The following is a 26,105-nucleotide window of genomic DNA, read 5'->3' as shown; positions in this document are numbered from 1 at the left end:
ATGATCCAGTCCCTTCTCATCGCCAATCGCGGCGAAATCGCCTGCCGTGTCATCCGCACCGCGCGGGGCATGGGTATTCGCACGGTGGCGGTCTATTCCGATGCCGATGCCAAGGCGCTGCTTGTCCGCTCGGCGGACGAGGCGGTGCATATCGGCCCGTCGCCGGCGCGCGAAAGCTACCTTGTTGGGGAAAAGATCATCGCCGCCGCCAGGGCCACCGGAGCGCAGGCGATCCATCCCGGCTACGGCTTCCTTTCCGAAAACGCCGAATTCGCGCAGGCGGTGCTGGATGCGGGCCTCGTATGGGTTGGTCCCAAGCCGGCCTCGATCACCGCGATGGGCCTCAAGGACGCGGCCAAGGCGCGCATGATCGCCGCCGGCGTGCCGGTGACCCCCGGCTATCTTGGCGAAGACCAGTCCGAGGCGCGGCTTCAGGCCGAGGCGGATGCCATCGGCTATCCCGTCCTGATCAAGGCCGTCGCGGGCGGGGGTGGCAAGGGTATGCGCCGGGTGGAGACGGCGGCGGACTTTGCCGAAGCGCTGGCCTCCTGCCGCCGCGAGGCGGCCGCGAGCTTCGGCGACGATCGCGTGCTGATCGAGAAGTACATCCTCTCCCCCCGCCACATCGAGGTGCAGGTGTTCGGGGATAGCCACGGCAACGTCGTCCACTTGTTCGAACGCGATTGCTCGCTCCAGCGCCGCCACCAGAAGGTGATCGAGGAAGCCCCCGCGCCGGGCATGGACGAAGCGACGCGCCAGGCCGTGTGCAGCGCCGCCGTCCGCGCGGCCAAGGCGGTGGACTACGAAGGTGCCGGCACGATCGAATTCATCGCCGATGCCAGCGAAGGCCTGCGCGCCGATCGCATCTGGTTCATGGAAATGAACACGCGGCTCCAGGTCGAACATCCGGTGACGGAGATGATCACCGGCGTCGATCTGGTCGAATGGCAGTTGCGCGTGGCGAGCGGCGAGCCGCTGCCCAAACGGCAGGATCAGCTAAGGATCGACGGCCACGCCATCGAGGCGCGGCTCTACGCGGAAGATCCGGCCAAGGGTTCCCTGCCGAGCATTGGCAAACTGGAATACTTCCGGCTTCCCGAAAAGCTTGAGCCATATGAATACAAGGCCGTGGATGGAACCTGGAATTGGAACCACTACGATTCCAAGCTTCGCGTGGATAGTGGGTTCGAGGAAGGTGACGAGGTTACGCCGTTTTACGATCCGATGATCGCGAAGATGATCACCCACGGGTCGGATCGCTTGGAAGCCGCAGTTGCGCTGACGAAAGCGGTCGGACAAGTCGGCTGCTGGCCCGTAAAGACAAATGCATCAATGCTGTGCAGTCTGTTGGTCGAGCCAGACTTTATCAGGGAACGATTGTCGACCGCCTTTATTGAGGAACACCCCTTCAGCTTGATCGAGGATGAAGGCCCGAGCGGGTCGGCTTTGGTCCACGCTGCAAAGCTGCTGACCTCGTCAGCAATCCCGATCGGACTGAGGGGTTTTCGTCTCAATGATGAGGCGGAGGGGGAGGTGCTCCTCAGTGTCGATGGGAAGCCTAAGGTCGGCCGCCTCGACTACGAACTTCACGATGATCACGAGCGCCACTTTCCCGCCGAACGCATCGGCGATGTTGTCTATTCGTCATCCATCGGGGAGACATTTCGCATAACCATGCGCGAATCCCGAGGCACGAACACTCATCACGCAGGTGATGGCGCCATCCTCGCCCCCATGCCCGGCAAGGTGATCTCGGTCGACGTCGCGGCGGGCGACATGGTGGCCAAGGGCCAGAAGCTGCTGGTGCTGGAAGCGATGAAGATGGAACACGCGCTGACCGCGCCGTTCGACGGCACCGTGGCGGAGCTGACCGTCACCCCCGGCGCGCAAGTGCAGGTCGAGGCGCTGCTGGCGCGCGTGGAGCAGGAGGAAGGCTGATGGCCGGGCGCTTTTTCGACGAATGGCAGGTGGGTGACCGGATCGAGCACGACATCCGCCGCACCGTGACCGAAACCGACAACCTGCTGTTTTCGACGATGACGCACAATCCGCAGCCACTGCACATCGATCTGGAAGCGGCCAAGGCGAGCGAGTTCGGCCAGATCCTGGTCAACGGCACCTTCACCTTCGCGCTGATGGTCGGCTTGTCCGTGGGCGATACCACGCTGGGCACGCTGGTCGCCAACCTCGGTTATGACAAGCTGGTCATGCCCAAGCCGGTGTTCATCGGCGACACCATGCGCGCGACGAGCGAGGTGGCCGAGCTGAAGGAATCGAAAAGCCGGCCGGGCGCGGGCATCGTCACCTTCACGCACGAACTGATCAACCAGCGCGACGAGGTGGTGTGCCGCTGCCTGCGCAGCGCCTTGCTCAAGAAGCGGCCGGCGTAAGGCGGTTCAGGGGCGCGCGGGTTCCGCGTTCAGGCCGCCGCCCAGGCTGCGGTATAGCTCCACCATGTTGCTCGCCGCCGCCAGCCGCGTGTTCACCAGGCTGAGGCGCGCGGTGTAGAGCGTGCGCTGCGCGTCCAGCGTGGTCAGGTAGGTGTCGATCCCGTTGCGATAGCGCGATTGCGACAGGGTGAGCGCGCGACCGGCATTGTCCGTCAACGCGAGTTGCGCGGCCAGCTTGTCGTCGATCGTGCCGCGCCGGGCGAGCGCGTTGGCCACTTCGCTGAACGCGGTCTGGATCGTCTTTTCGTAGGTGGCGACAGCGGCGGTGCGCGCGGCCTTGGCCGAGGCGAGGTTGCCGCTGCGCGCGCCGGCGTCGAACACGGTTTCGCTGGCGTTGCCCGATGCGTTCCAGCGGAAATCGCCACTGTTGAACAGGCCGGAAAGGCTGCCCGAGGCGACGCCGAGCGCGGCCGTCAGCGAGATCGTGGGGAACCATGCCGCGCGCGCCGCGCCAATATTGGCATAGGCCGCGCGCAAGCGGTGTTCTGCGCCCAGCACGTCCGGCCGTTGCAGCAGCACGGCGGAGGACAGGTTCACCGGCAGGGTGGCGAGCGTTTGCCCGCCGCTGCCCAGCGTATCGGCCAGCAGGGCTTCGCCCACCGGCGCCCCGGACAGCAGTTCCAGCGCGTTGCGCGCCTGCGCCAGCCGGGTCTTGTAGTCGGCCACGTCCGATCGCGCGGTCTGGAGCGCGGTCTGCGCCTGCGCGATGTCGAGCCGGGTGCCGATCCCCATGGCCTCGCGCCGCTGCGTCAGCGCCAGGCTCTGTTCGCGCGATTGCAGCGTTTCTTCCGCCACGCGCAGCAGATCGGCGTTGGCGGCATAGGTCAGCCACGCGGTCGCCACTTCGGCGACAAGCGTGATCTGCGTGGCCTTGCGCCCTTCATCGGTGGCGAGAAAGGTCTGGAACTGCGCCTGCGTGAGATTGCGCTGCCGGCCGAACAGGTCGAGCGTGAACGAGGAGATGCCGATGCCGGTGGACAGGGTATCGACCGTGAGGCCGTTGGTGCGCGCTTCCGATCCGGTTGCGGTGGCGGCGACGGTGGGGAACAGGGCGGCGCGCTGCACGCGATAGAGCGCCTGCGCCTGTTCCACGTTGGCCACGGCCGCGCGCAGATCGCGGTTGTTGGCCAGCGACAGGGCGATCACCTGCCGTAGCCGGTCGTCGAGGAAGAAATCGCGCCAGCCGATCTCGTCGATGCGCGTCTCGCCGGCGGCCAGCACGGGATAGGATTCTCCCTGCGGCAGCGCGGGGGCGACGGGCGCTTCCGGGCGGACGTATTTCGGTGCCATGTTGCACCCGGCCAGGATCGCCATCGGTGCGGCGAGCGGCAGCGTGGCGAACAGAAGGCGGCGGTTCATGCTCCGGCCTCCTGACCGCTTGCGGGCGCGGGCGTGGTTGCCGCCTTGCGCGCGAACCAGCGCTTCACCAGCACGAAGAACAGCGGGACGAGGAAGATGGCGAGCGCGGTGGCCGAAAGCATCCCGCCCATCACCCCGGTGCCGATCGCGCGCCGCCCGTTCGCGCCCGCGCCGCTGGCGATCACCAGCGGAACCACGCCGGCGATAAAGGCCACGCTGGTCATGATGATCGGGCGGAAGCGCAACCGCGCGGCCTCTAGCGCGGCTTCGAGCGGCGGCACGCCGCTGCGCAGCGCGGCTTCGGCGAATTCGACGATCAGGATCGCGTTCTTGGCGGACAGGCCGATCGTGGTGAGCAGCGCCACCTGGAAATAGATGTCGTTGTCGAACCCGCGCAGCGTCACCGCCAGCACCGCGCCGACCACGCCCAGCGGAATGACCAGCAGGACCGAGAACGGCACCGACCAGCTTTCGTAGAGCGCGGCAAGGCACAGGAAGATGAAGAAGATCGACACGGCATAGAGCACCGGCGCCTGGCTGCTCGACCGGCGCTCCTGATAGGACAGCCCGCTCCACGCCACGGTGAAGCCACCATCGAGCTTGCTGGCCATTTTCTCGATCACGTTCATGGCATCGCCGGAACTGGTGCCCGGCCCCGGCGCGCCTTGCACTTGTTGCGCGGAAATGCCGTTGAAGCGCCGCAGGATCGGCGCGCCGATCGTCCAGCTCGTTTCGGCAAAGGCCGAGAAGGGCGCCATGTCGCCATCGGCGGTGCGCACGAACCACTGGCTCAGGTCCGATGGCTGGCTGCGGAACGGCGCATCGCCCTGGACATAGACGCGCTTGACGCGGCCGCGGTCGATGAAGTCGTTCACATACGTGCCGCCCCACGCGGTCGAGAGCGTGGAATTGACGTTGGCGGGCGTGATCTGGAACGCGGTGAGCGCGGCGTCATCCACTTTCACCTTGAGCTGCGGCGTGTCCTCAAGGCCGTTGAAGCGCACCTGGCCCAGCCGGGGCTCGTCGGCCGCCTGCGTCAGCAGGTCCTTGCGCGCGGCGGTCAGCGCGGCGGTGCCCTGTCCTTCGGCATCCTGCAGCCACATCTCGAAGCCCGAAGCGTTGCCCAACCCGCGGATGGCCGGCGGCGAAAGGACGAGAATCTGCCCATCGCGCGAGGAGGCGAAATGCTTGTTGATGCGTTGCGCGATGGCGGAGGCGCTGTTCGCGCTGCCCACCCGTTCGTCCCACGGCTTGAGCAGGATGAAGCCCTGGCCGGTGTTCTGCCCGCTGCCGCCCTGTCCGCGGCCCACCACGGTGAACACGGCCTGGATGTTGTGGCTTTCCGTACGGTTGATGTAGTCCGAAAGCTGGTCGGCCACGGCTTGCGTCTGTTCGATGGTCGATCCGGCGGGCAGCGTGTAGCTGAGCGAAAGGTTGCCCTGATCCTCGTCCGGCAGGAAGCTGGTGGGCAGCCGCGCATAGAGCAGCGCCATGCCCAGGCAAACGCCGCCGAACACCAGCATGCCCGGAAGTGGCCGGCTCACCACCCGCAGCAGCCGGCTGCGATAGCCGCCTTCCAGCCTTTCGTAGCTGCGGTTGAATTTGGCGAAGAACCATCCGCGCGGCTTCTCGTGCTCCTTCAGCAGCGTGGCGCACAGCGCCGGCGTCAGCGTCAGCGCGACCATCACCGACAGCGCCATGGCGGACACGATGGTGACCGAGAACTGGCGATAGATCACGCCGGTCGATCCGCCGAAGAAGGCCATGGGGATGAACACGGCGGTCAGAACCAGCGTGATGCCGATCAGCGCCGAGGTGATCTCGCCCATGGATTTCACCGTCGCCTCCAGCGGGGGCAGGTGCTCCTCGTGCATCACGCGCTCGACATTCTCGACCACCACGATGGCATCGTCGACCAGCAGGCCGATGGCAAGGACGAGGCCGAACATGGTCAGCGTGTTGACCGAATAGCCCACGGCGGCGAGGATGCCGAAGGTGCCCAGCAGCACCACCGGCACGGCGATCGCGGGGATCAGCGTGGCGCGCCAGTTCTGCAGGAACACGAACATCACCACCACGACCAGCCCGATCGCCTCGATCAGCGTCCAGACCACTTCCTCGATCGAAATCTTCACGAACGTGCTGCTGTCGCGCGGATAGGCGACCGCGTAGCCTTCGGGCAGCTCGGTCGACAGTTCGGCGACCTTTTCCTTGACCAGCCGCGCGGTGGCCATGGCGTTGGCGCCGGATGCCAGATTGATGGCGAGGCCGGTGGCGGGCGCGCCGTTGAATTTGTTGATCGAGCCGTAATTCTCCAGCCCCATTTCGACGCGGGCGACATCGCCCAGCGTGACGGTGGAGCCATCGGCCTGGGTCTTGAGTACGACCGCCTTGAACTGGTCGATCGTTTCCAACCGCGACCGGGCCGTTACCGTGGCGTTGAGGCGCTGCCCCGGCTGCGACGGCAGGGCGCCGATCTCGCCCGCCGAAACCTGCGTGTTCTGGGCCTGCAGCGCCGAAATCACGTCCGCCGGCATCAGCTTCACCGCGTTGAGCCGGTTGGGATCGAGCCAGATGCGCATGGCGTATTGCGAGCCGAAGATGTCGGCGCTGCCCACGCCTTCCACGCGCGAGATTGGGTCCTGGAAGTGCGTGGCGAGATAGTCGGCGATGTCCGCGTTGTCGCTGCGGCCGGTGGAATCGTAGAGCGAGACGACCATCAACTGGTCGGCCTGCGCCTTGTTCACGTTCACGCCCAGTTGCTGCACGATCTGCGGCAGCCGCGTGACGCCGCGCGCGATCGCGTTCTGCACCTGGACCTGCGCGGTATCGGGATTGATGCCCTTTTCGAAGGTCACCGTGATCTGCGCCGAACCGTTGCTGCTGCTGGACGTGAAATAGAGCAGCCCGTCGATGCCCTTGAGCTGCTGTTCCAGCACCTGGGTCACGCTGTTTTCGATCGTCTGCGCGTCCGCGCCGTTGTAGCTGGCGTTGATCGAGACGGTCGGCGGCGCGATGTCGGGATATTGCTCCACCGCCATCGTGGTGATCGAGAACCCGCCCGCCGCCATCACCACGATGGCGATGACCCAGGCGAAAATCGGGCGATGCGCGAAGAATTTCGACAGCACGGCGTTTACTTGCCAGCGGCGGCCGGCGCGCCGGCACCTTTCCCGCCACCCTCTTCCGCTGCCTTGCTGCCCGCCGGCACCGCCTTCACCTTCGCGCCGGGGCGGGCCTTGAGCAGCCCTTCGACCACGATCTTCTCGCCGGGCTTGAGGCCGCTGGTGATCAGCCAGTTCGTGCCGACGGCGGTATCCGCGGTTACGTTCCGCGTTTCGATCATGCTTTTGGCGTTGACGACCAGCACGGTGGCGGTGCCGCGTGGAGACCGCGTGACGGCCGTTTGCGGGACGAGGATGCCGTCAGGCACGGTGCCCTGGCCCACGCGCGCGCGCACGAACAGGCCGGGCAGCAGATCGCCACGCGGATTGGGCACGGTGGCGCGCAGCGTGACCGTGCCGGTCTGCTCGTTCACGTCGATATCCGCGAAGTTCAGCTTGCCCTCGACCGGAAATTCGCTGCCGTCCGACAGGATGATGCGCACCGGCGTCGATCCCGCCGCGATGCGTCCGGCGTCCATCGAGCGGCGCAGCGCCATGAAATCGGTGCTCGATTGCTGGATGTTGACCCAGATCGGATCGAGCCGCTGCACCTTGGCCAGCGCATCGGCCTGATTGGACGTCACCAGCGCGCCCTTGGTCACGGCTGACCGGCCGATCCGGCCGCTGATCGGAGAGGTGATCCGGGTGAAGCCCAGGTTGACGTTGGCGGAAGCCAGCGACGCGCGGTTGAGCGCCACTTGGGCGCGGGCCTGGTTGTAAGCCGCGATGGCATCCGCCGCGTCCTGCTTGCTGATCCCGCCTTCCTCGGCCAGTACGCGATAGCGCTCCGCTTTCAGGCGGCTGGCTTCGACCGATGCCTGCGCGTTGGTCAGCGCGGCGCTTGCCTGCTGCTGGGACGCCGCATAGAGGCGCGAATCGATCTGATAGAGCGGCTGGCCCGCGCGGACGTTGCTGCCTTCCTCGAACAGCCGCGCCATGACGATGCCCGACACCTGTGGCCGCACTTCGGCCACTTCCGACGCCTGCGTCCGTCCGGCCAGGTCCGCGGTCAGCGCGACCGGTCCCGCGCGGGCGGCAATCACGCCCACGGTGGGCGTCGGCGACTGTTTGTCTCCCTTCTTGTCGCCGCATCCGGCAAGCAGGAGAGCGGTGCAGGCCAAGGGTAGAAGGAAACGCAATTTCGGCTCGCAATCTTTCATCGGACCATGCGGACAAGGGAGCAACGGCAGCATCGGCGATGGCATTTCCCGCAGATCAGAACGACCGCCCCGTGCGGACAGCGGCAAGGTCATGTTCCGACATGGTCTCCCCCGAAAGCCCCCATGGCTTTCAACGCGTGATTCGCAGCTTGCTAGCACATCGCGCGGCGCGTGCGCCTGCCTATGCTGCGTTGCCGCATCGATGCGACACAATGATACAAATGGAGATTCTGCACACCTCCTTTTTGGACGTTTGTCAAAAAAGGAGGTGGTGAGCCGTCGGTCGCGGGAAGCCGGCGGAAGGCGCAGTCAGCGCGCGGCGAACAGCAGGCGGCCGGGGCCGAGCCGTTCGAGCACATGGGCGATATCCTCCGCGGAGACCGCGAAGCAGCCCTGGCTGCGGCCCACGCGCCCCTGGCTTTCCGCCAGATCGGGCGCGACATAGCGCGCGGCGTGGATCACGATGCCACGGCTGGAGGCCATGCTGTTTTCGGTATCCAGACCCTGAAGCCGGCGCGACCGGCCATGCTTGCCGCTGTAGATTTCGCCGGTCAGGAAGGCCCCGCTGCACGAGGCGTTGGAGCCGGGCCGGTTCGACAGGCGCTGGACCCAGCCGCTGTTGCCGGGATCGGAACCGCTGCCGTGCGCGACGAGATGGTCGGAAATGACCTTTCCTGCCGCCACATCGACCAGCTGGAAGCGCGGCAGACGCGAAGGCGCCGAAAAGTCGACGATGCCGATCACGTCGCGGCTGGCGACGCGATCGTGATGCTGCTGCAAGGCCGCCAATGCGCGAGACAACAGCACGGACCTGTCTGCGCCCGCCGGAAGGTGTTCCGGCTGGGGGGCGATCGCCTGCGCAAGATCGCGCGGCATGAACAGGCTGGCTGCCGACCCGGCAATGGCGCCCAGAAAATGGCGCCTGCCCAGGTACATGCTATTCCGAGACCCCGATTTTGCTCTTGTCCGGGATGTACGGAGCAGCCCGCCGAATTTCAAACCGCAACGGAGGAAAGTGCGGCGAGCGGTGCCAGGGATCGCGTGGGGCGAGCCGCGGGGCGGGAACTTTTGCCGCCGCGGCTCGCTTCGCCCGTCCGGTTTTCAGGGCAGGGCGTCGAAGGCTCCCCGGGCGGCAATCGTACCCACGGCCTTGCGACCGCTCGGCGCTTCCTTGGCGCGCAGGCCTTCGGGCAACACGTCCGGCGATGCCTTGCGGCCGATCGCGGCGGCGGCTTCGACGCGGAAGCTTTCGGGAATGCCGAGTTCCGAACGGATGCGGTCGAAGTCGATTCCGGTCATGCCGTGGGCGTGGTAGCCCATTGCCGTGGCTTGCAGGGCCAGCTGCGCCCAGGCGGCGCCCGCGTCGAAGCTGTGGCTGTGCGATGGCCGCGCTTCGTCACCGCTGCCCATGTGCGTTTCCGAGAGGATGAAGACCAGCGCGCCGGCTTGCTTCGCCCAGCTGGCGTTGAACGGAATCAGCAGCGAAAGGAACAGATCCCAGTGCGCATCGCCGTTCACGGCATAGAGAAAGCGCCAGGGCTGGTAGTTGAAAGCGGACGGGGCGAGGCCGGCAGCCTCCAGGATCACCTCGAGGTCTTCTTGCGGCAGGGCGCTGCCATCGAAGGCGCGCGGCGACCAGCGGTCGATCAGCAGCGGAACAAGGCGGGGATTGGTGGTTCGGCTTTCCATGGCGTGGCCTTCCGGAGCGAGTTTCGGGGATGACAGCAAAGGGGCGGGCGGCTGGTGAGGCCGCCCGGATGCGTGGTTTCAACGGCGGTCGAGCGCGAAGCGGCCGGCGCCGAAAGCGACGACCTGCAACAGGCCGCCAGCCATCGCCACGTTCTTGAAGAAGTGGATGAACTGGTTCTGGTCCGCAAGGTGGTTGTGGAAGGCGAGCGCGGTTGCCAGGCTGAACAACGCCAGCACCGCTGCGACGAACCGGGTGCGGAAGCCGGCCACAAGTGCCAGACCGCCGCCCAGTTCCACGATAACGGCGATGGCCAGGCCGACTTGCGGCAAGGGCAGGCCCGCGCTGGCGATATAGCCGATCGTTCCGGCGGGCGCGGCGACCTTGGACAGGCCGCTCAGCACGAAGATGGCGGCAAGGAGGATGCGACCGGCAAGAGCGGCGACATCGCTGGCGGAAGTGCCGGGGCGGGCGGTAGTGGTCTGAATGGTCATGGGATGGGATTCTTTCTGTTCGAAGGGGGGAGAACGGGGGTAGTCAGGCCGCGTCGACGAGGACGATCTCGCTGTCTTCGAGCGCGGTAATCTCGATGGTATCGATGCCGGTGATGGCCACGCCATCGCGGGCCTGTGCTTCTGCGTCGCCAATGCGGATGCGGCCGGTGGCCGGAACCAGATAGGCATGGCGGTCGGGATCGATTTCGTAACGCAGGCTCTGGCCTGCCGGCAACGTCGCGCCCAGTACGCGGGCATTGGCGTTGATGCGCAACGCGTCCTCGTCACCCGCGACGCCCGAAGCCAGCACGTCGAAGCGGCCGGTGCGGCTGTCGCGCGGGAAGGGCCGCGTGCCCCAGCTTGGCGCATGGCCGCGCCGGTCGGGCATGATCCAGATCTGGAACAGCGTCGTTTCCTCGTCTTCCAGATTGTATTCGGCATGCTGGATGCCGGTGCCGGCGGACATGACCTGCACGTCTCCCGCCACGGTGCGGCCGGCGTTGCCCAGGTTGTCGCGGTGCGAGATCGCGCCGGTGCGGACATAGGTGACGATTTCCATGTCGCTGTGCGGATGCGGCGGGAAACCGCTCTGCGCCGCGATGGTATCATCGTTCCACACGCGCAGGGCGCCCCACTGCACGCGCTGCGGGTCGTAATAGTCGGCGAACGAGAAATGGTGGTGCGCATCGAGCCAGCCGTGGTTGGCGGCGCCAAGCGAATGGAAGGGGCGAACTTCGATCACGGGATGTCTCCAAAAATCGCGTTGCAGCGAATGACCTTGGTATGGCCCTTGAAAGGCAATCTGAAAATTCCGATAAAATTGATGGGAATGTTCAGGAGTATCGAACGTGGACGTCGGCCAGCCAACCATCGACCAGATCCGCATCTTCCTCGCCGTGGTCGATGAAGGCAGTTTCAACGGTGCCGCGCGCAAGCTGGGCCGGGCCATTTCGGTCATCAGCTATGGCATCGCCAACCTGGAGGCGCAGTTCGGCGTCACCCTGTTCGAGCGCGAGGGATCGCGCCGGCCGACGCTGACCGAAGCGGGCCGCGCGGTGCTGGCGACGGCACGGGCGGTGGCGGACGATATTGACGCGCTGATGGCCTCGGTGCGCGGCTATAACCAGGGGCTGGAGGCGGAACTGACGCTGGCCGTGGACGTGATGTATCCCACCGCGTGGCTGGCGCGGCTTTGCCGGCAGTTCCAGGCCTATTTCCCGACGGTGGACCTGCGCCTGCATGTGGAAGCCCTCGGCGCGATCGCCGGAATGCTGCTGGAGGGGCGGGCGCATGTGGGCGTGACGGGGCCGGTGGTGATCGAGGACCCCGTGCTCGACCGGATGCGGATCGGCGAGGTGGAACTGCTGCCGGTGGCCGCGCCTTCGCACCCGCTGGCGCGCCTGACCGAGATTCCCCCCGGGGCCGGGCGGCAGCATCTGCAACTGGTCCTGACCGACCGTTCCAGCCTGACCGAGGGCCGCGATTTCTCCGTGCTCAGCGCGCGCACGTGGCGGCTGGGCGATCTCGGCGCCAAGCACGCCTTGCTGCTGGAAGGGATCGGCTGGGGCAACATGCCGCTGCATCTGGTGCAAGACGATCTCGACGCCGGGCGACTCGTGCGGCTGCCGATGCAGGAAGCGCCCGGCGTGGCCTATCCGTTCAACGCGCAGTGGCGGCGGGATTGCCCGCCGGGGCCGGCGCGTTCCTGGCTGATCGAGGCGCTGAAAGCGGGGTGTGGTGGCGATCACGCCGGCCCCATCGTCATATAGCGCGCACAAATCCGCCTTTGAAATGAAAGGAAAACTGCACGATCGTGCAACACGGGCCGTCTAGCGGCGCATCTCGAGTCCAGGCCCATGAGGGGAAAAGAGATGCGCTGTGTGACTGCCTTGTTCGTGACGACCGCCATGGCCGTCGCCGCTCCCGCCTTTGCCGCCGAAGCCCCGGCCGACGAAGCCGCGCCCGCTCCCGCCGATGCGTCCGCCGGTGCCGAAATCGTCGTGTTCGGTGCCGGCCAGACGCGGCAGGTCCAGGAAATCTCCAACGCCGATCTGACGCTGCTGGCGGCGGGCACCAGCCCGCTGAAGGCCATCGAGAAACTGCCCAGCGTCAATTTCCAGTCGGCCGATCCTTTCGGCAACTACGAATGGTCGACCCGCATCACCATTCGCGGGTTCAACCAGAACCAGCTTGGTTTCACGCTGGATGGCATTCCGCTGGGCGACATGACCTATGGCAACGTCAACGGGCTGCACATCAGCCGCGCGATCACGTCCGAAAACATCGGCGTGACCCGCGTGTCGCAGGGGTCGGGCTCGATCGACACGCAATCGACCAACAACCTGGGCGGCACGCTGGAGTTCGAATCGATCGATCCCGCGCGCGTGCTGGGCGTGGACGGCAACGTGACCTACGGTTCCTCGAACACCGTGCGCGTCTTCGGCCGGGTCGGCCTGGGCACCGCCGACGGGCTGCGCGCCTTTGCTTCCGTGCAATACCAGAACCTCGACAAGTGGAAGGGTGATGGGCAGCAGCGCACGCTGATGGCCAACGCCAAGGTGGTGGCGCCGCTGGGCGATGCCACGGTCGATGCCTATCTCAGCTATTCCGACCGGGCCGAGCAGGACTATCAGGATCTTTCGCTCGGCATGATCAAGCGGCTCGGCTACGACTGGGACAATTTCGGCCCTTCGCAATACGCGCTGGCGGTGCAGGTGGCGGATATCGGCGCCAATCGCGGCGACAGCGGCACCACGCCGCTCAACCCGACGGCGGGCACGGTCTATCCGGCGCCGATCCAGACGCTCGACGATGCCTATTATGACGCATCGGGCCTGCGCCGCGACTGGCTGGGCGCGGTGGGCCTCACCGCCCCCGCCGGTGACAAGGTGACCTTCAAGTTCAAGACCTATTACCACCACAACTCCGGGCAGGGCACCTGGGGCACGCCCTATGTCAACAGCCCCACCGGCGTGCCGATGGCGGTGCGCACGACCGAGTACACGATCGACCGCGCCGGCATGTTCGGCAGCGTGAACCTCGATCTCGGCGCGAACCAGGTGGCCATCGGCGCGTGGTACGAAAACAACAATTTCGAGCAGGCGCGGCGCTTCTACGCCTATGAAAGCCGTACCAATCCGGGCCGCAACCACCTGGATTTCATGCGCAACCCGTTCTTCACCCAGTGGGACATCAAGTACAACACCGCCACGGTGCAGTATTATGTCGAGGACCAGATCACGCTGGGCGACGCGCACATCAACCTGGGCTGGAAGGGCTTCCAGGTCAACAATAACGCCAACCCGCTGGTGCTGGGGGACCGGACGATCGGCCGCCTGTCCGCGCGCGACTGGTTCCAGCCGCACGTGGGCGTGAACTACAAGTTCGGGCGGGGGCTGGAAGCGTTCGCCGGCTTCACCTCGGTGACGCGGGCCTTCGTCTCGTCGGCGACGACGGGGCCGTTCTCGTCCACCCAGGCCGGGTTCGACGCGATCAAGGGCAAGCTCAAGCCCGAACAGTCCGATACCTATGAAGGCGGCCTGCGCTACAACACCGGCGTGGTGAACGCGGTGCTGGCCGGCTACTACGTCGATTTCCGCAACCGCCTGCTGACCATTCCCACCTCGGTCGGCATCGTCGGCGCGGCCAACGCGCTGCAGAACGTGGGCAGCGTGCGCGCGGTGGGCATCGAGGCGGCGCTCGACGTGAAGCTGCCGATGGGCTTCGGCGCGTTCGCCTCCTATAGCTACAACGACACGACCTATCGCGACGACATCACCGACGCGAAGGGCAACTTCTATGCGACCAAGGGCAAGACCGTGGTCGACGCGCCCAAGCATCTGCTGCGCGGCGAAATCTCGTATGACAGCGACGGGTTCTTCGGCCGCGTCTCGGCCAATTACATGTCGAAGCGCTATTTCACCTATCTCAACGACCAGGAGGTGCCCGCGCGCACGCTGATCGATGCCTCGCTGGGCTATCGCTTCAACGTGGGCTGGCGCAAGCCGGTGGAACTGCAGGTCAACGCCACCAACCTGTTCGACAAGCGCTATGTCGCCACGATCGGTTCGAACGGCTTCGGCTTCAGCGGCGATAACCAGACCCTGCTGGCCGGCGCGCCGCGGCAGGTGTTCGTGACGCTGAAGACCGCCTTCTGACACTTGCACCATTTCGGAGCCGGGTACCGGTTCCGATCAAAACAAATGCGGAGCGCCTTCCATCCTTCGGGATGGGGGGCGTTTTGTTTCAGACGGCGGACCGCTGCACCGCCGATCGTGCCGCAGGGAACGGGCGATTCGCGGATTGGCATCCGCATTTTTCCCTCGCGGGAAATATCTGGAAACGTTCTGAAATTCCTGGGTTTCGTCACATGTCCGTCGCAGTGCGCGAACATTTCCCGAGAGAATCGGCGGGACCGTAACAAAACTGCATTGGAAGGCGGCTAGACGCGGCCTCGCCCGAGGACACAAGTCCTCACAAGTGAGGGAAACATGAACTTCCAGACCTGTCTGCGTGCCGGCCTGCTGGCCGGAACGGGAGCGCTTGCGCTTGCCGTCAGCCCCGCCTTCGCCGCTGAAGCCGCCGCACCCGCCGCCGATGCCGCTTCGCCCGAAACCGACAGCACCGGCCTGACCGAAATCGTCGTCACCGCCACCAAGCGCGAGACGAACCTCCAGCAGACGCCGATCTCGATCTCGGTGATGGGCGCGGACGATCTCAAGAAGCGCCACGTCCAGAGCCTGATGGACCTTGCCGACGGCTCGGTTCCGTCGCTGCGCATCTCCACCTTCGAAGCGCGCCAGTCGGCGCTGACGATCGGTATTCGCGGCATCGTTCCCGACGACGCCAACCAGCCCGCGCGCGAACAGGGCGTCGGCGTCTATCTCGATGGTGTCTACCTCGGCCGTCAGCATGGCCTGAACGCCAGCCTCTATGACGTCGAGCGCGTCGAAGTGCTCAAGGGGCCGCAGGGCACCCTGTTCGGCCGGAACACCGAAGGCGGCGCGCTGTCGATGGTGCTCAAGGCGCCCACCGGCGAATTCGGTGGCCGCCTGCAGGCTGGCGTGGGCAACTACGGTTCGTACAACGCCCAGTTGCACCTCGATCTGCCCGAATACCACAATATCTCGATCAAGCTCGATGGTGTGCTTCAGCACCAGGATCCGACGATCAAGAACCCGCTGGCGGGCCAGGCCGGCTGGAACCAGTATCACCGCTACGGCGGCCGCATCGCGGCGCGCTGGAAGCCCACCAGCGATCTGACCATCGACCTCGCGTTCGACAAGTCGCGCGACGAGAACACGCCGTTCTACAGCCAGCTCGTGACGATCACGCCGTCCGCGCTTGCCAACATCCCCAAGGATGCCAACGGCACGCCGCTGATCCAGTACGGCTATGGCCGTGCCACCTCGGCCGATATCGGTGTGCCGCAGCAGCCGAGCATCGACATCACCAAGGGCTTCACCGGGCACATCAGCTACAAGGTGTCGCCGGGCCTGGAACTGCGCTCGATCACGTCTTGGCGCACGGTCAGCGACGAACAGTGGGACAACTCGGGCGGCGCGCACCGCACGCCGATCTGGGGGCCGAACGTCAACTTCAGCCGCTATTCGCTGGCCGGGTTGCAGCAGCGCCAGTTCAGCCAGGAGTTGCAGGCGGTCGGTTCGGCCGGCAAGTTCGACTACGTGTTCGGCCTGTACTACTTCAACGAACGTGCCAGCGACTGGGCGCGCACGCCGAACACCAACAAGTGGAACGCGGCGCTCAACGGCTACACCATCAACGATCCGTCGACGTACCTCAGCGCTACGCTGGCGCGTGCCAGCACGGCCTATGCCAAGAGCTATGCCGCTTACGGCCAGGTGACTTACAACCCGTTCGATCCGCTGCACATCACGGTCGGCGGCCGCTACACCAAGGACGACAAGAACGGTCTGCTCTACACCGTCAACGGCGCGGCAACGAACTTCACGTTCGACCAGTCGAACAGCCGGTTCGATCCGCTGGTGGTGCTGGCCTACGAGGTCAACCCCGACATCAACGTGTACGCCAAGTATGCCACCGGCTATCGCGCCGGCGGCGCCAGCTCGCGCTCGCTGAACTATCGCTCGTTCGGGCCGGAATCGGTGAAGTCCTACGAAGTGGGCCTGAAGACCGAGTTCTTCGACCGCAAGGTGCGCTTCAACGTGGCCGGTTACATCATGGACCGCGACAACACGCAGGTGGACTTCAACTATTTCATCCTGCAGCAGAACGGCACCGTCCGGAACACGCTGGAAACCGTCAACGCGCTTGGCACCACCAAGATTCGCGGCGTTGAAGCGGACCTGACCGTGCGTCCGGTCGACGGGCTGTCGATGGGCCTGTCCTACGCCTATACCTACACCCACGTGCCGCCGGCGCGGAACACGGTGCAGGAAGCGCTGAACGCCTCGCTCAATCCGCCGGTGACCACGCCGGTCTTCGAAACGGTCTATATCCTGTACACGCCGAAGAACGCGCTGTCGGGCTCGATGGATTATGAACTGCCGGTCGGCGGCGCCGGTACCGAACTGCGCTTCCACGTCGATGGCAACTACAGCGATCCTGTCCACTCGTTCGCCGGCGAAAAGCTGATGACCGACAAGAGCTTCATCGTGAACGCCCGCCTGTCGCTGGCGGACATCCCGATGAGCGATGGCGGCCAGAAGCTGACCGTTTCGGCCTGGGCGCGCAACCTGTTCAACGAAGAACACATCTATCGTCGTTCGGGCGCCAATACCTCGCTGGGCGACTACGCGAACTACAACGCGCCGCGCACCTTCGGTATTGATGCGACGGTTCAGTTCTGACGCATGACGAATAAGGCCGGGACGGGCTGCTGGCCTGCCCCGGCTTACTTCTGACCACCCTTTGCGGCGGCGGGCCTGTGCCTTGCCGCCGCTTTTTTGTGCGCGGCGGAACGTGCCGGCGGCTTTCGCGTAAAATGGGGGGCAGCCTTCAGGCCGCGCGGCGGTGCGGAGTAACCAGGCGTTCGTAAGAGGCGAACAGCTCCGCGAAGTGATCGTCCATCGTGCGCGGCGGCGGGATGATCGCGTGCGGGCCGGTTTCGCCGCGTTCGCGCCGCGCGGCATAGTCGGCGATGGCATCCGCAGCGGCGGCGGCGCTGGCCGAGGCATAGGTCCAGCCGCCGGAGGCGCGGGCCTGATCCGCCGCGCCGCCTTCGTCGGGCGCGATCAGCGGCAGGCCGCTGGCGCGCGCTTCGGCGGCGACCATGCAGAACGTTTCCGCCTCGCACCCGTGGACCAGCGCGTCGGCGCTGGCCATCACGCGGGCAAGTTCGCCACGATCGGTGATCGGCTTCAGGATGCGGATATGCGGATTGGCCGAAACGCGGCGCACGATCGCCTTGCGGTCCCGCCCCTGTCCCACCAGCACCAGCCCGACCGGATGGCGCGAGCCGGCGGCCTCGACCGCCTCGACCAGCATCGGCCAGCGCTTTTCGGGCGCGAAGCGGCCGACGCCGAGCAGCAGCGTGGCGCTTTCGGGCAGCTCGCACATCGCCAGCAGGCGGCGGCGCAGGTCTTCATCGCGCAGGCGCGGTGAAAACACGCCCGGATCGACGCCCATCGGGTTGGTCACCACGTGGCGCAAACCGCCTTCGACCAGCCGCGCGGACAGCCCGGGACTGGCGCTGACCACCATGTCGTATTTCCCGTCAAGCCGGCGCAGGTGCCGCCAGTAACGGTCGAACGCGCGATCGATCGTGGGCCGCTTGGCCACGGGATCGAGCCAGCGATAGGCATAGGCCGACAGCGGATCGGCATGCATGATCAGCGCGCGCGGGGCATTGCCCGGCCAGTCGGCGATCGTGCTGGCGCTGCGCCAGGGGGAAGAGACTTCGACGAAATCGGGCGCCTCGCGATCGAGCGCGGCATAGAGCGCTTCGGTATCGTTGAAATAGCGATAGTTGAAATCGAGCGGGAACAGCTGCGATTTCAGCCACACGATCCGGGCATTGGGGCCGCGCTGTTCGACATGATCGTGGGCGCCAGGGGCGATGACCACCACTTCATGCCCCAGCGCGGCGCCGACCTTGAGCTTGCGGTCGATATAGGTCCGCACGCCGCCGCCCTTGGGCGCATAGAAGGCGCAGACGTCGACGATCTTCATCTACGCCGCCTTTTCCTTGCGCACCGCGTCCAGCACCGTCAGCGCCAGAAACAGGATGACGTGCGTGGCCAGGATCAGCATCGAGACCATCGCGATCATCACCCCGATCTTGAGGTGTTCGCCCACCAGCAGGGTGGCGACGCCGGCAAAGGCGATGTCCTTGTTGGGGATCAGCGGCAGGCGCGAGATCAGCAGGCGCATCGTGGCCAGCAGCAGCCACGATCCCAGGCTCACGCCCGGCAGGATCAGGTGCCAGGCCAGCGCGGCGAAGCCGGTGTTGGCGATCACGCGCAGGCAATGGACGACGAAGGTGTAGATCAGTTCGTCGCGCGGCAGGCTGAGCAGCCCGTTGCGGAAGAACATGATGACCAGCGAGGTCAGCAGGACGATGCCGATCGACATCGCCATGAGGTTGCCGTCCTTGCCGAAGCCCAGCAGCCCGATCAGCGGCCAGGCCAGCGCCAGCATGGCCAGCGTGAGGATGTTGCCCGCCAGCGCCGAGAGGATGGCCACGTCCTTCACCGCGCCGAAGGGCGAACCTTCCATCTTCACATGCTTGCGCGCCCAGTCGTAGAAGTAGACCTCGCCGACGTAACCGAGCAGTAGCTCGTTGCCGATCATCTTCTTGACCAGTGGGATGAAGCCCGCCGCCGGGATGTTCCACAGGCGGCGGAAGATCAGCCAGTCCGCGGCCGGCGCGGCGAAATAGCTGGCCGCAAGCACCAGCCACACCAACGGCGATCGGGGGATGATCGACCAGATCATCGACCAGTTCAGCTCGCGCAGCTGCAGCAGGACCGCGCCGAGAATCGCCAGCGAGATGGCGGGACCGAGCAGGGGGCTCCACTTGCGCAGCCCAGCGCCGGCGGCGATCGGATCGGGCAGGCTCATCCCGGGTGCGGAGACATCGGACGCGCTAGTCATCGCGAAAACCTTGAGAGAAACAGCATGGCCGCAACTCGGTGGCGGGCCGGTAGCAGGATCGAGCCGCGCCTAGGGCGGCAAACCTTGCGGCCGGATGAACGGTCCGCGGCGGAGGCGGCAGGCGGCGCGTCACGCGGCCAGCGCCTTTGGCGCGGTGGCGACCGAATCGTAGCGGCTGGCCCGGTGCGTGCGCAGGAAGCAGCGCAGCGTGCTGTCGATGCTGGCAAGCAGGGCCGGTACGCTGCAATCGCCGGGATGGACCGCGAGACGCAGCGTTGGCAGCACGTGCGGCAAGGCCGTGCGGGCCAGCGCCGCGAAGGCGATCGAACTGGCGATGCGGGGGCGGCTGCGGCTGGCCCAGGTGACCACGGGGCCACGGGCGACGACCGCGCCGGTGGCCGGCTCCCAGACCTTCATGTGATCTTCCGCCAACGCGAAGCCGGCGTCGCGCGCGGCCTCCAGTGCGCCATCGCTGTAAAGCCAGGCCGGTGCGATGAAGCCGGCGACCGGACGGCCGATCGCCTCTTCCACCAGCGCCCGCCCTCGCGTCATGCGCGCCAGGGCCTCGGCGCGGGAAAGGCTGAGGAACTCGCCTTCACCAGCGGTCATGCGCTTCGCCTTGAAGCCGGCCACGCTACCCTGGGGTGGCGTTTCGTCGATGTGCGACCAGCCGTGCAGGAACATTTCCACGCCCGCATCGGCCCAGTCCCGCAAACGGCGCTGAAATGCCTGCGCTTCGGCCAGCGGGGCGCCGTGCCAGTGATCGGGAATGACCAGCATGGCAAAGCGCGGTCCGCCCAGATGCGCGGCAAGCCGTTCGGCCAGTGCATCGACCTGCCGCTCGAAACGCGGCGAGACATCGTGGATCGACACGAGCAGACGGCGGGAGGAAGAGGAGCTTGCGGTCATCAACGGCGGTTTGGCGCTTGGTGTGATCTGGCGTCAGAAAAAGGCCTGCGGAGCGCAAGCCCATGCCCGATAGACGTCGCCGATCGTGTATTCCAGCAAGCGAAACATCCTTCCGGCTCGTGGCACCGCGAGTGTGCCATTATTGTGACGCCGGTGCCGGCGCCTGGCTCCAAGGACAGGCGGCTGGCCCGAAAGCCGGCCGTCTGTCCCGGGATTGCTGCGCACTTCGGCCCCTATCCGCTGAAGTTGGAATTCAAGGCCGATACCGCATCTAGCCGTTCGCTTCTTCCCGCGATGTGTCAGGGCAATTACAGATCGTTAATTCTCCGCCGCGCGGATCGGATCCGGCACGCCAGATGCCAAGCCCGCGCTTGGGCCTGAAAAGAAATCATTCCACCGCCCGGGCATTGTCTACTTTATGAGTTGAGTTATCTTGAGGGCGTCGGGACGTATTCCGAGTCGACCGGCCGGCAATCCTTCAGGAGATGCAATCATGGCCACCCATACGCTGCTTTCGGGGCTGCCTTCCGGCACCAACACCGATCGCGAACCCCTTGTGCTCACTGTTCCCGGGCTGAACAACAGCGGCCCCGGCCACTGGCAGACCATCTGGGAACAGGAATTCGACAATTGCCACCGGGTCGACCTTGGCCTGTGGGACGATCCACATCGCAACACCTGGGTCAACAAGCTGAACTTGGCGATCCAGCGGGCCGACCGCCCCGTGGTGCTCGTCGCGCACAGCCTGGGCTGCCTTGCCGTGGCATGGTGGGCCGAATACGAACAGCCCGGCCGCGACGGGCCGGTGGTGGGTGCGCTGCTGGTGGCGCCGCCGGACGTGGAGGAGCGCCCGCTTGACCGGCGGCTGACCCGGTTTGCGCCGTTCCCGCCTGCCGAACTGCCGTTCCCCTCGATCCTCGTCGCCAGTCGCAACGATCCCTACCTGCGCTTCAGCGCAGCGCGTCGCCTGGCCACGGTATGGGGCAGCCGTTTCGCCGATGCGGGGCCGGCCGGTCATATCAACGCGGAATCCGATCTGGGCGAGTGGACCTTCGGCCAGCTTCTGCTCTCGCAATTGCTGCCGGACGGCTTGCGTTCGGCGGTCGCGGGCAAGCGGCCGTTGCCGCGTCTCGGCTCCATCGGCGATGGGCGGGGTCAGCATCTGGCGGAGCGCTGATCCGCGGACCATTGCCTGCACCACGGCCCGCGCGTTAAGCCCCGGCGATGGAAATGGCCGGCACAGCACGCGCGGGCGAGCGCAGAATCGATGGCGAACGCCGTGCCGAAATCGGCCGCGAGCGCAAGGCGCGCACCCGCACGCGGATTCTGGCGGCGACGTTCGATCTGTTCGGGCGGCAGAACGGCCTGTTTACCCGCGTCGAGGAAATCTGCGACGCGGCGCGGATCACCCGTCCCACGTTCTATAACCACTTCACCGGGATGGAGGACTTGCGCGAGGCGCTGTCCTGGGAAGTGACGCACGATTTCCTGGCGGCGGTGGTGCAGGCGATCGGCACGCTGCCGGATGCCGCGCAGCGCACCGCCACCGCGATCCGGTACTACCTGCGGCGCGGGCAGCAGGATGCGCGCTGGGCCTGGTCGATCGTCAACATCAGCGCCTGCGGCATCATCTTCGGCGCGGAGACGCACCAGCAGGCGCAGCGCACGGTGGAAGAGGGCATGGCGTCCGGCGCCTTCCGCATCACTGACGCGCGCATCGGCCGCGATGTCGTGCTCGGCGCGACGCTTTCGGCGCTGGTGACCCTGCTGCGCGAGGAGACGGGGGAGGATTACCCGGCCCAGATCGCCGAGTCCGTGCTTGTCGGGCTGGGCATGGCTCCCGCGAAGGCGGCGGTGCTGGCGCGCACCCCGCTTGCCGATCTTTGATGCCCGTTTTCGGGGCACCTGCCCGCATTTCGCAGCGTGACACGCGCGGCGTTCGCAGCGCTTGACTCCCTATCCCATCCGCGTTCAAATTTTACATATAGTAAGATATGAAAAAAGGGGGTGCACAGCCCCCGGACGGGAGTTGTGGGATGCTTCGCGTGTATGGAGGCATGATCGCGCTGGCGCTGGCTGGCCCGGTCACGGCGCAGCAGCGGCTGGGAGAGGCGCAGGCGCCGCGCGCGCCCGAGCAGGTCTATGCGAAAGTGTGCGGGTACTGCCACGGCCGCAACGTCGGCCCGATCCTGCTGGGCCGTCACTTGCCCGCCGAAACCGTGAAATACGTGGCGCGGCATGGCCAGAACGGGATGCCCGCGTTCCGCCCGACCGAAGTGACGCCAGCGGAGCTTGACGCGCTGGCGGCGTGGATCGCGGCGGCGCCCGCGCGCAAGGAGGAGCACGGACAATGAGCGGCTTTTCGATCGATCGTCGCAGCCTGCTCGGCACCGGGCTGGGGGCTTCGCTGGCGGCGGGGCTGGGTACTGGGGCGAGCGCGGCCAACCCCGCGCCGCTGGCGCCGGGGCGCACCAAGGCGGACTTTGCCGGCGCGATGAAGGCGTTCCGGGGCGTGGTCGGCGCGGAATGGGTGTTCGGCGACGAGGAGGCGGTGGTGCCCTGGTCGAAGACCTACATTCCCGATCCCGCTCACCAGTACAAGCCGGTGGGCGCGGTCTGCCCGCAGTCGGTGGAGGAGGTGCAGGAGATCGTCCGCATCGCCAATACCTACAAGCAGCCGCTGTGGACCGTCTCGACCGGCAAGAACATGGGCTATGGCATGACGGCGCCGGCCACGCCGGGGCAGGTGGTGCTCGATCTCAAGCGGATGAACCGCATCCTGGAAGTGGACGCCGATCTCGGCACCTGCCTGCTCGAACCGGGCGTCACCTACCAGCAGCTCAAGGATTACCTGGAGGAGCACAAGATCCCGCTGTGGATCGACGTGCCTACCGTCGGCCCGATCGCCTCGCCGGTGGGCAACACGCTTGATCGCGGAGTGGGCTACACGCCCTATGGCGAACACTTCATGTTCCAGTGCGGCATGGAAGTGTGCCTGCCCGATGGACGCCTGATGCGCACCGGCATGGGCAGCATCAAGGGCAGCACGGCGTGGCAGGCGTTCAAGTGGGGCTACGGGCCTTATCTCGATGGCCTCTTCACCCAGTCGAACTTCGGCATTGTCACCAAAATGGGCCTGTGGCTGATGCCCAAGCCCCCGGTCTACAAGCCCTTCATGGTGCGCCATGCCAATATGGAGGACGTGCCGAAGATCATCGAGGCGATGCGGCCGCTGCGCGTGTCCAACCTTGTCGCCAACTGCAATCTGATGATGAGCGCATCGTACCAGCTGGCCATGTTCAAGCGGCGCAACGAGATCGTGCCCGATGGCGCGCCGCTCGATGAAGCCTCGCTGAAGAAGGCGGCCAGCGCCAACGGCCTTGGCATGTGGAACACCTATTTCGCGCTCTATGGCACCGAACAGACGGTGGCGGGGGTGGAGCCGATTATCCGGGCGACGCTGACCGCGAGCGGCGGCGAGGTGCTGACGGCGGCGGAGATGGAAGGCAACCCGTGGTTCCACCACCACCAGACGCTGATGCAGGGCGGCCTCAACCTGGACGAAGTGGGCCTGCTGCGCTGGCGCGGGGCGGGCGGTGGCCTGGCCTGGTTCGCCCCCGTGGCGGCGGCGCGCGGCGTGGAGGCGGAGCGGCAGACCGCGCTGGCGAAGGAGATCGTCGAAAAGCACGGCTTCGATTACACCGCCGCCTATGCGATCGGCTGGCGCGATCTGCACCACATCCTCGCGCTGCTGTTCGACAAGGCCGACCCGGCGCAGGAACAGAAGGCCGACGCCTGCTATCGCGAACTGGTCACGCGCTTCGGCGCGCAGGGCTGGGCCAGCTATCGCACCGGGGTCAATTCGATGGACCTCGTGGCGCAGCAATACGGCGAGGTGAACCGCGACTTCAACCGCACGCTCAAGCGCGCGATCGATCCCAACGGTATTCTCTCACCGGGCAAATCGGGGATTCATCCCTGATTATCGGCGGGTGCGGCATCGGCAGGCAGGGCCAGCCGGGCGGCCCGGTCGATCGTCAGCGCGAAGGGGCGGGCCGGATCGTGCGAGGCATAGCGGAAGCCCTCCGTTTCGGGGGCTTCCCACAGCGCCGCATCCATCGGCCGGCCATCGAGCGATGACCACTCTCCGTCCTCCGGGAAGCGGGTGAACCAGCCCGCCCGCGCGGCGCGCCAGGCGGCGAGGCTGGCGACCCAGTCTTCCAGTGCGCGGTCGCGGCCGGCCCAGTCGACCCAGCCGATCGCGTTGTCCTGCGCGTAAGCGTTGTTGTTGCCCTGCTGCGTGCGGCCGAACTCGTCGCCGGCGGTCAGCATGATCGTGCCGGTCGAGCCGAACAGCGTGCCCAGCAGCGCGCGCAGGTCCGCCGCGCGGCGCGTGAGCACGGCGGAGTCGTCGGTCTGGCCTTCCACCCCGTTGTTCCACGAAAAGTTCTCGCCATGGCCGTCGCGGTTGTCCTCGCCATTGGTCCAGTTGTGGCGGTGTGCGTAGGCTACGCTATCGGCCAGCGTGAACCCGTCGTGCGCGGCGAGGAAGTTCACGCTGCGGCAGCTTTCCTGGCCGAACACGTCGGACGATCCGGCGACGCGCGTCGCCAGCACGCCCACGCCGGCATCGCCGCGCCAGAAGCGCCGCACATCGTCGCGGTAGCGGTCGTTCCATTCGAGCCAGGTGTCGGGGAACCGGCCGAGCTGGTATCCGCCGGGGCCGATGTCCCACGGTTCGGCGATCATCACCCGGTCGGCCAGCAGCGGATCGGCGGCGATCTCGGCGAAGATCGGGGCATCGGCGGCAAAGCCGGGGCTGCGCGCCAGGATCGGGGCAAGATCGAAGCGGAAGCCGTCAACGCCGGCATGGCGCACGAAATGGCGCAGCGTGTCGAGCGTCAGCCGCCGCACCGCCGGGTTGCCGAAATCGAGCGTATTGCCGCAGCCGGTATCGTTGATCAGGCTGCCGTCGGGCGCGTGGGCATAGGCGGCGTTGTCCAGCCCGCGCAGCGAAAGGATGGGGCCGAACACGTCGCTTTCGCCGGTGTGGTTGAACACCAGATCGAGTAGCACGCCGATCCCCGCCGCATGAAGCGCGGCCACGGTATCGCGCAGTTCGGCCACGCCGCCGGGGCACAGGCCGGGATCGAGCGCCATCGGCGCCACCGGGTTGTAGCCCCAGGCGTTGCACAGCCCAAGCGGTGGCAGGTGGCGTTCGTCGATCCACGCCACGATCGGCATCAGCTCCACCGCACTGACGTGGAGCTTCTGGAGGTGGGCGAGCACGGCAGGATGGGCCAGCGCCGCCACCGTCCCGCGCAGCGCCTCCGGCACATCGGGGTGCAGCATGGTGAAGGCGCGCACGTTCACTTCGTAGATCAGCCCGCCGCGGGTGAAGCGCGGGGCTTCATCGGGGCAGGCCGGGAGCGCGCCGGGAACGATCGCCTTGGGCACGAGCGGTGCCGTGTCCACCCCGAATTGCGACAAGCGCGGATCGTAGGCGAAGCGGTGGTCCAGCTCCACGGCATGGGGATCGACCAGCAGCTTGGCCGGATCGAACCACAGTCCGCGTTCGGGCGCCCACGGGCCTGCGGCGCGATAGCCATAGCGCGCGCCGGCAAGATCGCCGGGCAGTTCCGCGATCCACGTCTCGCCGAAGCGCGCCATGGGTTCGCGCCGTTCGCCGCCCTCGTCGAACAGGCACAGCCATACCGCCTCGGCCAGCGGCGCGCGCACCGCGAAGCGCGTGGCGCCCGATCCGATGCTGACGCCCGCCGCCCCGCTCACGGCTTCGCCCTCACGTC

Annotated in this window: 20 protein-coding genes; 9 read left to right on the top strand and 11 right to left on the bottom strand. The window is 66.5% G+C overall.

From position 1 onward, the window contains the following. Together NMD1_RS05250 and NMD1_RS05245 are read left to right on the top strand one after the other, a co-directional pair. A complete protein-coding gene (locus NMD1_RS05250; protein WP_125953983.1) occupies positions 1-1,938 on the top strand; it encodes an acetyl/propionyl/methylcrotonyl-CoA carboxylase subunit alpha in 1,938 nt (645 codons plus the stop codon). After that, positions 1,938-2,390, top strand: coding sequence for a MaoC family dehydratase (locus tag NMD1_RS05245; protein ID WP_125953982.1), 453 nt, complete (start codon positions 1,938-1,940; stop codon positions 2,388-2,390). Before NMD1_RS05250 ends, NMD1_RS05245 begins: the two co-directional genes overlap by 1 nt. A 6-nt stretch (positions 2,391-2,396) precedes the next feature. Here the strand turns inward: NMD1_RS05245 and NMD1_RS05240 are convergent, their stop codons facing one another. From NMD1_RS05240 to NMD1_RS05210, 7 genes are all read right to left on the bottom strand, one after another. Continuing rightward, complete coding sequence (locus tag NMD1_RS05240; RefSeq protein WP_125953981.1) at positions 2,397-3,809, bottom strand: efflux transporter outer membrane subunit; 1,413 nt, start codon at positions 3,807-3,809, stop codon at positions 2,397-2,399. Then, positions 3,806-6,940 (bottom strand): efflux RND transporter permease subunit, encoded by a 3,135-nt coding sequence (locus tag NMD1_RS05235; RefSeq protein WP_125953980.1) that lies wholly within the window; start codon positions 6,938-6,940, stop codon positions 3,806-3,808. Before NMD1_RS05235 ends, NMD1_RS05240 begins: the two co-directional genes overlap by 4 nt. Before the next feature lie 5 nt (positions 6,941-6,945). Next, the gene (locus NMD1_RS05230) at positions 6,946-8,112 is read right to left on the bottom strand and encodes an efflux RND transporter periplasmic adaptor subunit (protein WP_233497370.1); all 1,167 of its coding nucleotides are present in this window, start codon (positions 8,110-8,112) and stop codon (positions 6,946-6,948) included. Between the two features lie 330 nt (positions 8,113-8,442). Next, a complete protein-coding gene (locus NMD1_RS05225; protein WP_124809360.1) occupies positions 8,443-9,069 on the bottom strand; it encodes a murein L,D-transpeptidase catalytic domain family protein in 627 nt (208 codons plus the stop codon). Positions 9,070-9,234: 165 nt separating this feature from the next. Beyond that, positions 9,235-9,822: a nitroreductase family protein gene (locus NMD1_RS05220; RefSeq protein WP_124809359.1), complete on the bottom strand. Its 588-nt coding sequence runs from the start codon at positions 9,820-9,822 to the stop codon at positions 9,235-9,237. A gap of 78 nt (positions 9,823-9,900) precedes the next feature. Further along, on the bottom strand, positions 9,901-10,314 hold the full coding sequence (locus tag NMD1_RS05215) for a DoxX family protein (protein ID WP_125953978.1): 414 nt from the start codon (positions 10,312-10,314) through the stop codon (positions 9,901-9,903). Positions 10,315-10,357: 43 nt separating this feature from the next. Further along, positions 10,358-11,056 (bottom strand): pirin family protein, encoded by a 699-nt coding sequence (locus NMD1_RS05210; RefSeq protein ID WP_124809357.1) that lies wholly within the window; start codon positions 11,054-11,056, stop codon positions 10,358-10,360. 106 nt (positions 11,057-11,162) lie between these two features. On the opposite strand from NMD1_RS05210, the gene NMD1_RS05205 reads away from it, so the two are divergent. The 3 genes from NMD1_RS05205 to NMD1_RS05195 all read left to right on the top strand — a co-directional run bounded on the left by NMD1_RS05205 (position 11,163) and on the right by NMD1_RS05195 (position 17,144). Then, positions 11,163-12,083 carry a LysR family transcriptional regulator gene (locus NMD1_RS05205; protein ID WP_124809356.1) on the top strand — a complete coding sequence of 307 codons (921 nt, stop codon included), beginning with the start codon at positions 11,163-11,165 and terminating at the stop codon, positions 12,081-12,083. 102 nt (positions 12,084-12,185) lie between these two features. Then, complete coding sequence (locus tag NMD1_RS05200; protein WP_125953977.1) at positions 12,186-14,471, top strand: TonB-dependent receptor domain-containing protein; 2,286 nt, start codon at positions 12,186-12,188, stop codon at positions 14,469-14,471. A gap of 333 nt (positions 14,472-14,804) precedes the next feature. After that, the gene (locus NMD1_RS05195; protein WP_124809354.1) at positions 14,805-17,144 is read left to right on the top strand and encodes a TonB-dependent receptor; all 2,340 of its coding nucleotides are present in this window, start codon (positions 14,805-14,807) and stop codon (positions 17,142-17,144) included. Between the two features lie 148 nt (positions 17,145-17,292). Here the strand turns inward: NMD1_RS05195 and NMD1_RS05190 are convergent, their stop codons facing one another. The 3 genes from NMD1_RS05190 to NMD1_RS05180 all read right to left on the bottom strand — a co-directional run bounded on the left by NMD1_RS05190 (position 17,293) and on the right by NMD1_RS05180 (position 20,298). Further along, positions 17,293-18,465, bottom strand: coding sequence for a glycosyltransferase (locus tag NMD1_RS05190; protein WP_125953976.1), 1,173 nt, complete (start codon positions 18,463-18,465; stop codon positions 17,293-17,295). Continuing rightward, entirely contained in the window at positions 18,466-19,389 is a 924-nt protein-coding gene (locus NMD1_RS05185; protein ID WP_223806625.1) for a hypothetical protein, read from the bottom strand. Positions 19,390-19,518: 129 nt separating this feature from the next. Continuing rightward, positions 19,519-20,298, bottom strand: coding sequence for a DUF2334 domain-containing protein (locus NMD1_RS05180; protein WP_125953975.1), 780 nt, complete (start codon positions 20,296-20,298; stop codon positions 19,519-19,521). A gap of 493 nt (positions 20,299-20,791) precedes the next feature. Between NMD1_RS05180 and NMD1_RS05175 the strand changes: the two genes are divergently transcribed. The 4 genes from NMD1_RS05175 (at position 20,792) to NMD1_RS05160 (ending at position 24,280) form a co-directional block, all read left to right on the top strand. Beyond that, on the top strand, positions 20,792-21,475 hold the full coding sequence (locus NMD1_RS05175) for an alpha/beta hydrolase (RefSeq protein WP_124809351.1): 684 nt from the start codon (positions 20,792-20,794) through the stop codon (positions 21,473-21,475). A gap of 53 nt (positions 21,476-21,528) precedes the next feature. Continuing rightward, positions 21,529-22,185 carry a TetR/AcrR family transcriptional regulator gene (locus NMD1_RS05170; protein WP_158453917.1) on the top strand — a complete coding sequence of 219 codons (657 nt, stop codon included), beginning with the start codon at positions 21,529-21,531 and terminating at the stop codon, positions 22,183-22,185. A 149-nt stretch (positions 22,186-22,334) separates the two neighbouring features. Next, positions 22,335-22,652 (top strand): cytochrome c, encoded by a 318-nt coding sequence (locus NMD1_RS05165; RefSeq protein WP_125953973.1) that lies wholly within the window; start codon positions 22,335-22,337, stop codon positions 22,650-22,652. Continuing rightward, positions 22,649-24,280, top strand: a complete 1,632-nt coding sequence (locus NMD1_RS05160) for an FAD-binding oxidoreductase (protein ID WP_125953972.1) — start codon at positions 22,649-22,651, stop codon at positions 24,278-24,280. Before NMD1_RS05165 ends, NMD1_RS05160 begins: the two co-directional genes overlap by 4 nt. On the opposite strand, the gene glgX is transcribed toward NMD1_RS05160, so the two are convergent. Continuing rightward, the gene (gene glgX / locus NMD1_RS05155; RefSeq protein WP_233497369.1) at positions 24,271-26,088 is read right to left on the bottom strand and encodes a glycogen debranching protein GlgX; all 1,818 of its coding nucleotides are present in this window, start codon (positions 26,086-26,088) and stop codon (positions 24,271-24,273) included. The genes NMD1_RS05160 and glgX overlap by 10 nt on opposite strands. Between the last annotated feature and the right edge of the window lie 17 nt (positions 26,089-26,105).

The organism is Novosphingobium sp. MD-1 (assembly GCF_001014975.1).
In the GTDB taxonomy this organism is placed as follows: domain Bacteria; phylum Pseudomonadota; class Alphaproteobacteria; order Sphingomonadales; family Sphingomonadaceae; genus Novosphingobium.
This window is presented reverse-complemented; position numbering and strand designations above follow the sequence as displayed.